General features: G+C 45.6%; 9 protein-coding genes. 7 read left to right on the top strand and 2 right to left on the bottom strand.

The features are described 5' to 3' along the window. The first annotated feature begins 2 nt into the window (after positions 1 to 2). The 3 genes from ACE1SE_RS18120 to ACE1SE_RS18110 all read left to right on the top strand — a co-directional run bounded on the left by ACE1SE_RS18120 (position 3) and on the right by ACE1SE_RS18110 (position 6,255). Positions 3 to 2,438: a bifunctional aspartate kinase/homoserine dehydrogenase II gene (locus ACE1SE_RS18120; protein ID WP_374052027.1), complete on the top strand. Its 2,436-nt coding sequence runs from the start codon at positions 3 to 5 to the stop codon at positions 2,436 to 2,438. 313 nt (positions 2,439 to 2,751) lie between these two features. Continuing rightward, positions 2,752 to 5,388 (top strand): phosphoenolpyruvate carboxylase, encoded by a 2,637-nt coding sequence (gene ppc, locus ACE1SE_RS18115; RefSeq protein WP_374052026.1) that lies wholly within the window; start codon positions 2,752 to 2,754, stop codon positions 5,386 to 5,388. A gap of 339 nt (positions 5,389 to 5,727) precedes the next feature. Beyond that, the gene (locus ACE1SE_RS18110; RefSeq protein WP_374052025.1) at positions 5,728 to 6,255 is read left to right on the top strand and encodes a hypothetical protein; all 528 of its coding nucleotides are present in this window, start codon (positions 5,728 to 5,730) and stop codon (positions 6,253 to 6,255) included. A gap of 22 nt (positions 6,256 to 6,277) precedes the next feature. Here ACE1SE_RS18110 and metF read toward each other — a convergent pair whose 3' ends face one another. Then, a complete protein-coding gene (gene metF / locus ACE1SE_RS18105; RefSeq protein ID WP_074019097.1) occupies positions 6,278 to 7,165 on the bottom strand; it encodes a methylenetetrahydrofolate reductase in 888 nt (295 codons plus the stop codon). A 321-nt stretch (positions 7,166 to 7,486) separates the two neighbouring features. Beyond that, positions 7,487 to 8,644 (bottom strand): acetylornithine deacetylase, encoded by a 1,158-nt coding sequence (gene argE / locus ACE1SE_RS18100; RefSeq protein ID WP_374052024.1) that lies wholly within the window; start codon positions 8,642 to 8,644, stop codon positions 7,487 to 7,489. 116 nt (positions 8,645 to 8,760) lie between these two features. On the opposite strand from argE, the gene argC reads away from it, so the two are divergent. From argC to argH, 4 genes are read left to right on the top strand one after another with little or no spacing between them, the layout of a single operon-like run. Next, entirely contained in the window at positions 8,761 to 9,765 is a 1,005-nt protein-coding gene (gene argC, locus ACE1SE_RS18095) for an N-acetyl-gamma-glutamyl-phosphate reductase (protein WP_374052023.1), read from the top strand. Positions 9,766 to 9,807: 42 nt separating this feature from the next. Then, the gene (gene argB / locus ACE1SE_RS18090) at positions 9,808 to 10,581 is read left to right on the top strand and encodes an acetylglutamate kinase (protein ID WP_374052022.1); all 774 of its coding nucleotides are present in this window, start codon (positions 9,808 to 9,810) and stop codon (positions 10,579 to 10,581) included. Between the two features lie 55 nt (positions 10,582 to 10,636). After that, positions 10,637 to 11,848 (top strand): argininosuccinate synthase, encoded by a 1,212-nt coding sequence (locus ACE1SE_RS18085; protein ID WP_374052021.1) that lies wholly within the window; start codon positions 10,637 to 10,639, stop codon positions 11,846 to 11,848. A 58-nt stretch (positions 11,849 to 11,906) separates the two neighbouring features. Beyond that, positions 11,907 to 13,280 carry an argininosuccinate lyase gene (gene argH, locus ACE1SE_RS18080; RefSeq protein WP_374052020.1) on the top strand — a complete coding sequence of 458 codons (1,374 nt, stop codon included), beginning with the start codon at positions 11,907 to 11,909 and terminating at the stop codon, positions 13,278 to 13,280. Positions 13,281 to 13,319: the final 39 nt, after the last annotated feature.

Raw genomic sequence — 13,319 nt, 5'->3', positions numbered from 1 at the left:
TCATGAGTATACTGGCAACAGCGGGGGCGGAATCTGGCCGTCAGCTACATAAATTTGGTGGCAGCAGTCTGGCTGATGTGAAATGTTATCAGCGGGTTGCTGAAATTATGGCGAACTACAGCTTGCCGGGTGATTTGATGGTGGTATCGGCTGCGGGGAGTACGACTAACCAGTTGATCGATTGGCTTAAGTTGAGTCAGAGTGACCGGATATCCGCACATCAAATACAGCAGTCTTTGCGGCGTTACCAGCAAGAATTGATCCGTGGCTTGTTGCCCGAAACAGTTGCAGAAGAACTCAACGCAATGTTTATCGCTGATCTGGAAAGATTGAGCGTATTGTTGGATAAACCCGTCACCGATATCACATATGCAGAAGTTGTCGGTCATGGGGAAATCTGGTCTGCCCGTTTAATGGCGGCGGTGCTGGAAAATCAAGGTATCCCCAGCGCATGGCTGGATGCGCGTCAATTCCTGCGGGCAGAGCGCATTGCGCAGCCACAAGTTGACATCAGTTTATCTCAGCCCCTGTTTAGCCAATTATTGATCCAAAATCCCAATAAGCGTTTAGTAGTTACCGGTTTTATCTCCAGTAACCAGAAGGGGGAAACGGTATTATTGGGGCGTAATGGCAGTGACTATTCTGCTACCCAAGTTGGGGCTTTGGCAGGAGCTAAAAAAGTCACAATTTGGAGTGATGTGGCGGGGGTTTACAGTGCAGATCCGCGTAAAGTCAACGATGCCTGCCTGCTGCCATTGCTGCGTTTGGACGAAGCCAGTGAATTGGCACGTTTGGCCGCGCCCGTTCTCCATACCCGTACATTGCAGCCTGTTTCTCTCAGCGATATTGATCTGCAATTGCGTTGCAGTTACCAGCCTGAACAGGGCTCCACCCGTATTGAGCGAGTGCTGGCAACGGGGACAGGAGCCAAAATTGTGACCAGCCATGATGATGTCTGCCTGATTGAATTGCATGTTTCTCCAGCCCACGATTTCAAGCAAATCTATAAGGATATTGATTCTTTGTTGAAGCGCGCCCAAATCCGGCCATTGGCAACCGGATTACATGCAGATTGCAATTTGATCCAACTTTGCTATACCGCTGAGATTGTGAATAGCGCCCTTGATGTTTTGCAGGATGCTTCCTTACCCGGCAAACTTTCTTTGCGTGAAGGTTTGGCGCTGGTGGCGTTAGTGGGGGCTGGAGTATGCAAGAATCCGTTGCATAGCCATCGTTTTTATCAACAATTAAAAGATCAGCCAGTTGAATTTATCTGGCATGCAGAAGATGACATTAGTCTGGTGGCTGTACTACGTTCGAATCAGACATCACATTTGATTCAGGGATTGCACCAAAGCCTGTTTAGGGCAGAAAAACGCATCGGTTTGGTGCTGTTTGGCAAAGGAAATATTGGTTCTCGTTGGTTGGAACTGTTTGCTCGTGAGCAGAAGAATATTTCCGCTCGCAGCGATTTTGAATTTATTCTGGCGGGTGTTGTCGATAGTCGCCGGAGTTTGCTGAATTATCAGGGTATTGATGCCAGTCGGGCGTTGGCCTTCTTTGATGATGAAGCGACTGAACATGAAGAAGATGCTCTGTTTTTATGGATGCGGGCACATCCATATGATGATTTAGTTGTATTGGATGTTACGGCAAGTGAAGAATTGGCCAAAGAGTATATCTACTTTGCCAGTTATGGATTCCATGTCATCAGTGCCAACAAAGTTGCCGGTTCTTCCGACAGCAATACATACCGTATGATCCGCGATGCTTTTGCAAAAACAGGGCGTCATTGGTTATACAACGCCACAGTGGGTGCAGGGCTGCCGATTAACCACTCTGTCAGGGATCTGCGGGAAAGCGGTGATACTATTCTGTCCATCAGTGGCGTTTTTTCCGGCACATTATCCTGGCTGTTTTTGCAGTTTGATGGTTCTGTACCTTTCAGTGAATTAGTTGAACAAGCATGGCAACAAGGGTTGACGGAACCTGATCCGCGCATTGATCTTTCTGGTCAGGATGTGATGCGTAAGTTGGTTATTCTGGCTCGTGAAGCAGGTTATGAGATAGAGCCTGATCATGTGCGTGTTGAGTCTCTGGTACCGGCAGAAGCTCAGAGCGGTTCCATTGAAGAGTTCTTTGAAAACAGTGTTGCCATTAATGAGCAAATGCTGCAACGGTTGGAAGCGGCACAGGAAATGGGCATGGTACTACGGTATGTCGCACGTTTTGATGCCAGTGGCAAAGCGAAAGTTGGTGTGGAAGCGGTGCGTAGCGATCATCCATTGGCTTCGCTGCTGCCGGCAGATAATGTCTTTGCGATAGAGAGCCGTTGGTATCGTGATAATCCGTTAGTGATCCGAGGGCCAGGAGCGGGACGAGATGTCACCGCAGGGGCAATCCAATCGGATTTAAATCGTCTGTCGCAACTTCTGTAGTCCAATATTTCTATAGGCGAGGATTTTCTTTCCTATTATTCAATCAGGTTTTAGCAGGGATATAACAGGTTATCCCTGCTGATGTTCGTCCCCTTCTATCAATCAAACATCCCTTTTTCTCTTTTTAAATTTCATAAAATTCGCCCAAATTGTTTGTTTTCTGATATGAATAGAACGTTAGAAATAAATAGCACGTTAGAAATAAACAGAAGAACACGTTTTACAGCAAAACATGAAATATTCAGACAGAAAATAGGGTCACCAATCCATTGGTGAAATAGGTGACATACAGCAACACAAGGTCAGGAACCACATGAATCAACAATATTCCGCAATGCGAAGTAATGTCAGTATGCTCGGTAAGTTGCTGGGCGATACAATTAAAGAAGCTTTGGGAGAAGATATTCTTGATAAAGTCGAAACGATCAGGAAGTTATCTAAATCATCCCGTGCAGGTAACGAGGCTCACCGCCAGCAGCTTTTATCGACGCTGGAAAATTTATCCAATGATGAATTGTTGCCTGTTGCCCGTGCGTTTAACCAGTTCTTAAATCTGACTAATGTTGCCGAACAATATCACAGTATTTCTCCACATGGCGAAGCGGCCAGTAATCCGGTAGCGCTGGCAGCGCTGTTCAACCGACTCAAAGACAAACAATTCAGCAATGACGATTTAATCAAGGCGGTCAATGCGCTGGCGATTGAATTGGTTCTGACCGCTCATCCGACAGAAATTGCCCGCCGTACCCTGATTCATAAGTTGGTTGAAGTGAATGGCTGTCTGGCACAGCTTGATCATGACGATTTGGCCGATTATGAACGTAATAATATCATGCGTCGGTTGCGTCAGTTGATCGCCCAATCATGGCATACTGATGAGATCCGTAAGATTCGCCCAACCCCAATTGATGAAGCAAAATGGGGTTTTGCTGTGGTCGAAAACAGCTTGTGGGAAGGTGTGCCGGCATTTCTGCGTGAATTCAATGAACAACTGGAAGAATCCATTGGTTATAGCTTGCCAGTGGAAGCGGTGCCAGTACGTTTTACCTCTTGGATGGGAGGCGATCGTGATGGTAATCCTAACGTGACCGCCGAAATTACCCGTCATGTTTTACTGCTGAGCCGTTGGAAGGCCGCCGATCTGTTTCTGAAAGACATTCAGGTTTTAGTTTCTGAACTTTCCATGTCGGAATGTACGCCTGAACTTCGCCAAATGGCGGGAGGTGAGCATGTTTTAGAGCCTTACCGTGAGATTGCCAAACAATTACGTACGCAATTAGGTAATACGCTGGCTTATCTGGAAAAACACCTTAAAGGCGAGCAAGCTTTACCACCAGCGGATCTACTCCTGCATAACGAACAGTTATGGCAACCGCTATATGCCTGTTATCAGTCCCTGCAAGATTGTGGTATGGAAATTATCGCAAACGGGCAATTACTGGATACCTTGCGCCGCATTCGTTGCTTTGGTTTATCTTTGGTGCGTATTGATATCCGTCAGGAAAGTACTCGCCATACTGATGCGATTGCTGAACTGACGCAATATCTGGAAATGGGCGATTATGCGAGCTGGCCTGAAACCGAAAAACAGGCATTTCTGTTGAGAGAGTTGCAATCCAAACGTCCTTTGATCCCGCGTGATTGGCAGCCAAGCGCAGAAACACAAGAAGTTTTCAATACCTGCAAGGTTATTGCTGAATCACCACAAGATTCGATTGCGGCTTATGTTATTTCCATGGCGAAAGTGCCTTCTGATGTCTTGGCGGTGAAATTATTGCTGAAAGAGGCGGGATGCCCATTGTCATTGCCGGTCGCACCGTTGTTCGAAACCCTTGATGACCTGAATAATGCAGAAAGCGTGATTCGACAACTATTGGGAATTGAGTGGTATCGCTCTCTGATTAAGGATAAGCAGATGGTGATGATTGGTTACTCCGATTCAGCCAAAGATGCCGGAGTGATGGCAGCGTCGTGGGCACAATATCGGGCACAGGATGCCTTAATTAAAGTGTGTGAAAAAGAGGGCGTGACACTTACCCTGTTCCACGGGCGTGGAGGCACGATTGGTCGTGGTGGTGCTCCTGCCCATTCGGCTTTACTCTCCCAACCGCCGGGTAGCCTGAAAGGCGGGTTTCGGGTAACGGAGCAAGGGGAAATGATCCGCTTTAAGTTTGGTTTGCCGCAGGTAACGATCAGCAGTTTAGCCTTGTATGCCAGTGCGATTCTGGAAGCTAACTTATTGCCGCCACCGGAGCCGAAGCCGGAATGGCACCAGATTATGGATACACTCTCCGATGTTTCCTGTGATATGTATCGTGATTATGTACGTGAGCAACCGGAATTTGTGCCTTATTTTCGGGCAGCCACACCGGAACAAGAGTTGGCAAAACTGCCGTTAGGTTCGCGGCCAGCTAAACGACGCCCGACAGGGGGCGTTGAAAGTTTGCGGGCGATCCCGTGGATATTTGCCTGGACGCAAAACCGCTTGATGCTACCGGCATGGTTAGGCGCAGGTGCGGCGCTGAAACGGGTGATCGATGCGGGTAATGTGTCAGTTTTAACGGATATGTGCCGCGACTGGCCATTCTTCAATACGCGTATCGCCATGTTGGAGATGGTGTTTGCCAAAGCAGATCTGTGGTTAGCAGAATATTACGATCAGCGTTTGGTAGAACCGAAGCTGTGGTCGTTAGGCGTAAAATTGCGTAACCAACTGGCAGAGGATATCGAAACAGTATTGACCATTGCACAGGATGAACAATTGATGGCGGATTTGCCGTGGATCGCCGAATCTATCGCCTTGCGTAATGTGTATACCGATCCGTTGAACGTACTACAGGCCGAATTACTACAGCGTTCCCGTCAGCAGGAAAACCCTGATCCGCATCTTGAGCAGGCGCTGATGGTGACAATTGCCGGTGTTGCGGCAGGAATGCGTAATACTGGATAGTTTAAATATTTTTGAAGCATAGAAGCCGAATGGGGAAACTATTCGGCTTTTTGGGTTTTAACCTGTTGAAAAATGATATTCTTCACATTTCTGGCAAGTCTTTCTTATTTGGACAGAGAAAATAGAATAAAACTTTATTTGGGAACATTTCTTTTAGCTGCCATTATTTGTATGGTGACATTGATAACTCAGCTCTTTATTCATTTTCCTCTGGTGCTGAAAAAGAACAATATTCTTTTGACAAGCGATGGTTGCGATAAGAATGATGACTTTGTTAGCCTTTTGCGATCAAAATTATTTCTTCTGTCGACAGGAAGCTGTGCTGTAGGTTTTTCCTTGATGACGTTATTGATGAATGCGACTCCATTAGCGATGTTGCATAAACAATTTTCCATTGAAGATAGTGCATTCGTTTTGCAATGGCATTTTTTTGCTATGTATGCTCCTGCTTTGATTTTGCCATTTTTAGTGGATAAATTTAAAACCGTGAATTTGATTATGTCGGGTGCGGTGTTTTTTGTTATCGGTATGGGGATTGCCATTTGCTGGGAGGAGAAACTTGGTTTCCTATTTTCGCTAATTTTTGTTGGTCTTGGGTGGGCGTTTATGTTTAATGGCGGAACATTTTTACTGAATGGATTTGTTGGGAATCCGTTTACGCATAAATTACAAGGAGTGAATTCGCTGATGACTTATTTATCGAATATGTTCGCATCCTTGTCTGTCGGTTTTGTGATGAGTTATCAAGTGGGATGGGAGATTTTGAATACCGTCGGTATTGTGATGATTGTGATATTTACGTTCTGGTTTTTCCGCATAAGAAACAGTGACGCCGAACTGTCATTTGGTCCGGCTTCTGAGGTGTAGCGGGTAAATAGCAATGGATAAGTTAACAAGGGCGTACTCCCAATGTATGGCAGATGGCATAACTCAATTCTGCCCGATTCAGGGTATAAAAATGAAAATCTTTCACGCCCTCACGACTAAGAATTTTCACCATATCCATTGCAATAGATGCACCGACTAAGTTGCGACTTTCTGGGTCATCATCTAACCCTTCAAACATTCTGGTCATCCAGCTTGGGATCCGGACGTTAGTCATTGAAGCAAATCGTTGCAATTGACGGAAGTTCGAGACTGGTAAGATCCCAGGTACAATTTCTACGTCAATCCCTGTTGCGACACAGCGATCACGAAAACGCAGATAACTCTCCACGTCAAAAAAGAATTGGGTAATGGCACGATTGGCTCCGGCATCAATTTTACGTTTTAAATTGATCAAGTCTGCCTGTGCACTTTTCGCTTCTGGATGCACTTCTGGATAAGCGGCAACCGAGATATCAAAATCCGCTTCTTTTTTTAAAAGCTCAACTAAATCTGCACCATACATTTCTGGTTTACAACCGTTAGCCGGTAAATCACCACGTAATGCCACAATATGACGAATGCCGTTTTGCCAATAATCATGAGCAATGTTGCTGAGTTCTCCACGGCTGGCATCAATGCAAGTCAGGTGTGGGGCCGCATCAAGGCCAGTTTTTTCTTTAATACCTTTGATAATGCTATGAGTGCGATCACGTTCGCCGGAGTTGGCACCATAGGTAACAGAAACAAACTTAGGTTTCAGCTTGCTCAAGCGATCAATGGATTTCCACAGGGTTTGTTCCATCTCAGCCGTTCTGGGTGGAAAGAATTCAAAGGAAACGCGAATTTGCCCTTCAAGTTCAGCCAGATTCTGGTTCAGCGCTTCTCGCTGATTAGCGTGAAAAAAACTCATACCCTGTGCCCTCATGAACAAACGGAACTTTTGTCCGCTTATTTTTAGATGTTTAAGTGTTTACATGTCTATCCGTTTAGATGTCCAAATAGAATGGGCGAAGTGGCGTTTTTAGTCAATCGAGAAATGGCTTATTACCAGTGAGGAATATTCAAAATGATCAGGAAAGAAATTCATGTTGGGGAATTAGCGAAAAACCCCGATGTATTCACCGAGGTTATGACACCGACCAGGCTCTCCCAGTCCATTTATGGTACTAATTATGAACATTTTTGCAGAGGAAATTAATTAGCCATTTGGCGGCTGGGAAACAGTACAGCTTTAACCTGCATTCAAACAAAAATGCGCCACAAGCTGTGAAAGTAATTTCCTCGTTGGCTCAATAAATGCCATATCTAAAAATTCATCGGGCTGGTGCGCTTGTTCAATCGATCCAGGCCCCAAAACCAAGGTTGGACATAACTCCTGAATAAAAGGCGCTTCTGTACAGTAATTGACAGTATCTGCTTTGGTTCCCAACAGTTTTTCAATCACGCCCACCAGTTTATGATCTGTCGGACACTCATAGCCCGGAATGGGAGGATGAAGTTCTGTCATGTTCAGGCGACCAGGCCAGCGCTGTTTTACGGGTTCCAGTGCGTCATTCAGCAATCCATTCAAATCCTGCAAGGTCAATCCTGGCAGTGGACGGATATCCATATGCAGTTCACAGCAGGCACAAATGCGATTTGCGGCATCACCGCCGTGAATATGGCCAAAATTCATAGTTGGATAAGGGATGACGAACGCCGGATTGTGATAACGCTCTTGTAAGGTATGGCGTAGTTTTATGAGCTGGGTAATGGATTCGTGCATCAGATCAATGGCATTGACGCCCCGCGCTGGATCGCTGGAATGCCCTGATTTTCCTTCAATGCGGATAGCCTGGGCTATATGCCCTTTATGGGCGCGGATTGGTTGTAATGATGTCGGTTCGCCAATGATGGCAAAATCAGGCCGAATATGAGCATTGGCAGCAAAGTAGCGCGCACCTGCCATTGATGTTTCTTCGTCAGCGGTAGCCAGAATATAAAGGGGGTGAGATAAGTTGCTGACGTCGATATCCCGCAACGCATCAATGATAAAGGCAAAGAAGCCTTTCATATCAGCCGTCCCAAGTCCATATAATTTGCCATCGCGTTCGGTCAGTGTGAAGGGATCTTGTGTCCAGCGTCCCTCATCAAAAGGAACGGTATCTGTATGACCACATAGCAGTAAACCACCCGAACCACTGCCTAATGTTGCCAGCAGATTGAATTTATCTCTGGTTTCAGGAACGGGTTGAATTTCAATGGAAAATCCGATCTCTTTTAACCATTCCGCCAGCAGATTGATAACAATTTTATTGCTTTGATCGAGTTCAGCATCAGTTGCGCTGATAGAAGGAGCCGCAATGAGCTGATGATATAATTTAATAAAAGACGGTAATTTAATATTCACTGTTGACAGCCCTTACTCATAATAGTATCAATATTCATGCACATTAATTGCATATAAATGCAGTAAAGTCATTGAATTAATACTATTGGGTTAATACTATAAGGTGAATAAATCCCATGTTGAATACGCTGATAGTTGGTGCCAGTGGTTATACCGGAGCTGAGTTAGCAGCATATCTGCAACGTCATCCCCATGTCCATCTCTCCGGTTTGATGGTTTCTTCTCAAAGTGTAGATGCGGGGAAATGTTTTTCAGAACTTCATCCACAATATAGGGGCATTCTTGATTTGCCCTTACAGCCGTTGACCGATGTGATTGAGGCAGCGAAGGGGATTGATGTGGTCTTCCTCGCCACTGCTCATGAAGTCAGCCATGATATTGCCCCAATATTTTTGGCAGCAGGTTGTATCGTGTTTGATTTATCTGGTGCCTATCGCGTGCAAGATACACAGTTCTATAAAAAATACTACGGATTTGAACATAAAAATTCTCAGTGGTTGGAGCAAGCGGTATATGGATTGGCAGAATGGCAAGCAGAGAAAATCAGGCAAGCACAATTGATTGCTGTTCCCGGTTGTTACCCTACCGTTTCCCAACTTTCTTTGAAACCGTTGCTTAAACAAAATTTATTAGATACAGAACATTGGCCTGTTATTAATGCGGTCAGCGGTGTCAGTGGTGCTGGCCGAAAAGCGTCGATCTCCAATAGCTTCTGTGAAATTAGTTTGCAACCGTATGGTGTTTTTAACCATCGTCATCAGCCTGAAATCACTAATCATTTGGGTACAGAAGTGATTTTTACCCCCCATTTGGGCAATTTCTCACGCGGTATTCTTGCCACAATTACCTGTAAATTGAAATCTGGTGTGACAGAAGCACAAATTAGGGAAGCTTATCAACAGGCATATCATGATAAACCGTTGGTACGGTTATATAGCAAAGGGGTTCCTGCATTGAAAGCTGTGGTTGGTTTGCCATTTTGCGATATTGGTTTTGCTGTTCAGGGGCAGCATCTGATCATCGTAGGGGCTGAGGATAATTTGTTGAAAGGGGCAGCGGCACAAGCAGTACAGTGCATGAATATTCGTTTTGGGTATGAAGAAACTCAGGCATTACTTTAATTTCTAACCTACAGATATTAATACCGACAGAGGATAAATCCGATGGAGCCGTTAGTTATCAAGTTGGGTGGTGTGTTATTAGACAGCGAAGAAGCGTTGGAACGGTTATTTACCACATTACAGTTATACCGAAAAACACATAAACGTCCGCTGGTTATTGTACACGGCGGTGGTTGCTTGGTTGATGAACTGATGCAACGATTGCAGATGCCTATTTTGAAGCAACAAGGCCTGCGGGTTACGCCTGAGGATCAGATTGACATCATTACGGGGACGTTAGCCGGAACTGCCAACAAGAAATTGCTGGCGTGGGCAACAAAGTATCGTTTGCCGGCCATCGGATTATGTCTGGGTGATGGGGGAATGGTTAACGTTTCTCAACTGGATAAAGAGCTTGGTCACACTGGAAAGGCTCAACCAGGAACACCTGATCTCCTGAAAATTTTGCTGGATTTGGGCTATATACCGATTATCAGCTCAATTGGTATCACTGGACAGGGTGAATTGATGAATGTCAATGCCGATCAAGCTGCGACGGCCATTGCACAAGTGCTGAATGCAGATTTGATCTTGTTGTCTGATGTCAGCGGTATTCTGGATGGGAAAGGGAAAAAGATCCCAGAAGTGACGACAGAACAGATCGCGCAGCTTATCGATCAGGGCATTATCACTGACGGCATGATAGTGAAAGTGAATGCAGCATTGGAAGCGGCAAAAACACTCGGACAACCAGTGGATATCGCGAGTTGGCGTCATGCAGATCAGTTGATTGCGTTATTTAATGGTATACCTATTGGCACACGAATTTTGGCGTAATTGAACGTGTATTTACCGAACTTAAGTTTTTACTAAAATTAAAAAGGTTATTCCTATGACTAAAAGCGTTAAGAAAATCGTTCTTGCATATTCAGGTGGTTTGGATACTTCCGCCATTATTCCGTGGTTGAAAGAACATTATGACAATTGTGAAGTGATTGCGTTTGTCGCTGATGTCGGCCAAAGTCGTGAAGATCTGGAAGGTGTGGAGCAGAAAGCATTACGTTCCGGTGCTTCTGAATGTCACGTTGTTGATCTGCGCGAAGAGTTTATCAAAGAGTATGTTTATCCTGTGTTAAAAACGGGCGCCCTGTATGAGGGAAGTTATCTGCTTGGTACATCAATGGCTCGTCCAATTATTGCCAAGGCACAGGTTGAGCTGGCTCTGAAAGTGGGAGCGGATGCCGTCGCTCACGGTGCAACAGGTAAAGGAAATGATCAGGTTCGGTTTGAAAGTACTTATACCGCTTTGGCACCCCATCTGAAAGTTGTGGCTCCGTGGCGGGAATGGGATCTGCGTTCCCGTGAAGCGCTGCTGGATTATTTGAAAGTTCGTGATATCCCGACAACTGCATCGCTGGAGAAAATCTATAGCCGTGACGAAAATGCATGGCACATTTCAACCGAAGGTGGGGTTTTGGAAAGCACATGGAATGCGGCCAATAAAGATTGCTGGGTGTGGACAGTAGAGCCAGAAGAGGCGCCCAATGAACCGGAATATCTCACGGTGACGGTTGAAAGAGGTGAAGTCGTTAGCGTGAATGGTCAGGCGCTTTCCCCCTATCAATGCCTTGATGAGTTAAATAAGTTGGGAGCTAAACATGGCATTGGCCGGATCGATATCGTGGAAAACCGTTTGGTAGGTATGAAATCCCGCGGTTGTTATGAGACTCCGGGGGGAACCCTGATGATGGAAGCACTGCGTGGCATTGAACAACTGGTTTTGGATCGCGATAGTTTCAAATGGCGTCAACAACTGGGGTTGGAAATGTCTTATGTTGTTTATGATGGTCGTTGGTTTGCACCATTGCGTCAATCAATCCAGGCGGCAGCAGAAATTTTAGCGGCCAGTGTCAGCGGTGAAGTGGTTCTGAAACTTTATAAAGGGCAGGTAACGGCAGTGCAGAAAAAGTCAGCCAATAGCCTCTATTCTGAAGAGTTCGCCACTTTTGGCGAGGATGAAGTTTATGATCATAGCCATGCAGAAGGGTTTATTCGCCTCTATTCGCTTTCTTCACGTATTCGTGCACTGAACAGTAAAAAGTAATTTTGGGGCGATCAACTTTTAGTAATCAATAGCAATTAGAAAAAACAGGAACGATATTATGGCACTTTGGGGTGGGCGTTTCAGTCAGGAAGCTGATCAGCGGTTCAAGCAATTTAATGATTCACTGCGTTTTGATTATCGTTTGGCAGAGCAGGATATTGTTGGTTCGGTTGCATGGTCAAAAGCGTTGGTTACGGTAGGGGTGTTAACTGCCGAAGAGCAGCAAAAGCTGGAACTGGCTTTAAATGAGTTACTGGATGAAGTGCAAACCAACCCCAAGGCCATTTTGCAAAGTGATGCGGAAGATATTCACAGTTGGGTAGAAGGGCAACTTATCACGAAAGTGGGCGATTTGGGTAAGAAACTCCATACAGGACGCAGCCGTAATGATCAGGTCGCAACAGACCTGAAATTATGGTGTAAAGATCAGAGCACCCACATTCTGACAGCATTAGCTGAGTTGCAACAAGCGTTGGTATTCACTGCTGAAAATAATCAGAATGCGGTAATGCCAGGTTATACCCATTTACAGCGGGCGCAACCTGTCACTTTTGCCCATTGGTGTTTGGCCTATGTGGAAATGTTTAGTCGTGATGAAAGCCGATTGCAAGATGCATTAAAGCGGTTGGATGTCAGCCCGTTGGGATGCGGGGCGCTGGCAGGAACGGCTTATGATATTGATCGTGAGCAACTGGCGTTATGGCTTGGTTTTGCTTCAGCGACACGCAATAGTCTGGATAGTGTTTCGGATCGTGATCATGTTTTGGAGCTACTGTCAGATGCAAGCATTAGTATGATTCATCTTTCGCGTTTTGCTGAAGATTTGATTTTCTTTAATAGCGGAGAGGCCGGCTTTGTTGAATTATCGGATAGGGTAACGTCCGGTTCTTCCTTGATGCCGCAAAAGAAAAACCCAGATGCGCTGGAACTGATCCGTGGCAAGTGTGGACGGGTGCAAGGGGCATTAACGGGGATGATGATGACTCTGAAAGGGCTTCCTCTCGCTTACAATAAAGATATGCAGGAAGATAAGGAAGGCTTGTTTGATGCACTGGATACCTGGCTGGATTGTTTGCATATGGCGATACTGGTGTTGGATGGCATTCAGGTAAAACGCCCCCGTTGTGAGGAAGCAGCAAAGCAAGGGTATGCTAATGCGACTGAGCTGGCTGATTATCTGGTCGCAAAAGGTGTCCCGTTCCGCGAGGCACATCACATTGTAGGTGAAATTGTTGTTGCGGCAATTGACAGAGGTAAAGCGCTGGAAGCGCTTTCTCTACTTGAATTGCAAAAATTCAGTAACGTCATTGCTGTGGATGTGTATGACGTTTTATCGTTGCAATCGTGTTTGGACAAGCGACTGGCAAAAGGTGGTGTAGCGCAAGAACAAGTGAAGCAAGCGATTGCTCAGGCTAGGCAGCGATTTAGCTAAAAACATCAATAATCACACGCAGTTGATAGTTTTTTTCCC

Source organism: Xenorhabdus taiwanensis (genome assembly GCF_036512875.1).
In the GTDB taxonomy this organism is placed as follows: domain Bacteria; phylum Pseudomonadota; class Gammaproteobacteria; order Enterobacterales; family Enterobacteriaceae; genus Xenorhabdus; species Xenorhabdus taiwanensis.
This window is presented reverse-complemented; position numbering and strand designations above follow the sequence as displayed.

Bases quoted from the DNA above. Each gene is read 5' to 3' on its own strand.
- ACE1SE_RS18085 (WP_374052021.1), top strand. From the start codon at position 10,637: ATGACTAAAAGCGTTAAGAAAATCGTTCTTGCATATTCAGGTGGTTTG.
- ACE1SE_RS18110 (WP_374052025.1), top strand. From the start codon at position 5,728: ATGACGTTATTGATGAATGCGACTCCATTAGCGATGTTGCATAAACAA.
- ppc (WP_374052026.1), top strand. From the start codon at position 2,752: ATGAATCAACAATATTCCGCAATGCGAAGTAATGTCAGTATGCTCGGT.
- argH (WP_374052020.1), top strand. From the start codon at position 11,907: ATGGCACTTTGGGGTGGGCGTTTCAGTCAGGAAGCTGATCAGCGGTTC.
- ACE1SE_RS18120 (WP_374052027.1), top strand. From the start codon at position 3: ATGAGTATACTGGCAACAGCGGGGGCGGAATCTGGCCGTCAGCTACAT.
- argB (WP_374052022.1), top strand. From the start codon at position 9,808: ATGGAGCCGTTAGTTATCAAGTTGGGTGGTGTGTTATTAGACAGCGAA.
- metF (WP_074019097.1), bottom strand. From the start codon at position 7,165: ATGAGTTTTTTTCACGCTAATCAGCGAGAAGCGCTGAACCAGAATCTG.
- argC (WP_374052023.1), top strand. From the start codon at position 8,761: ATGTTGAATACGCTGATAGTTGGTGCCAGTGGTTATACCGGAGCTGAG.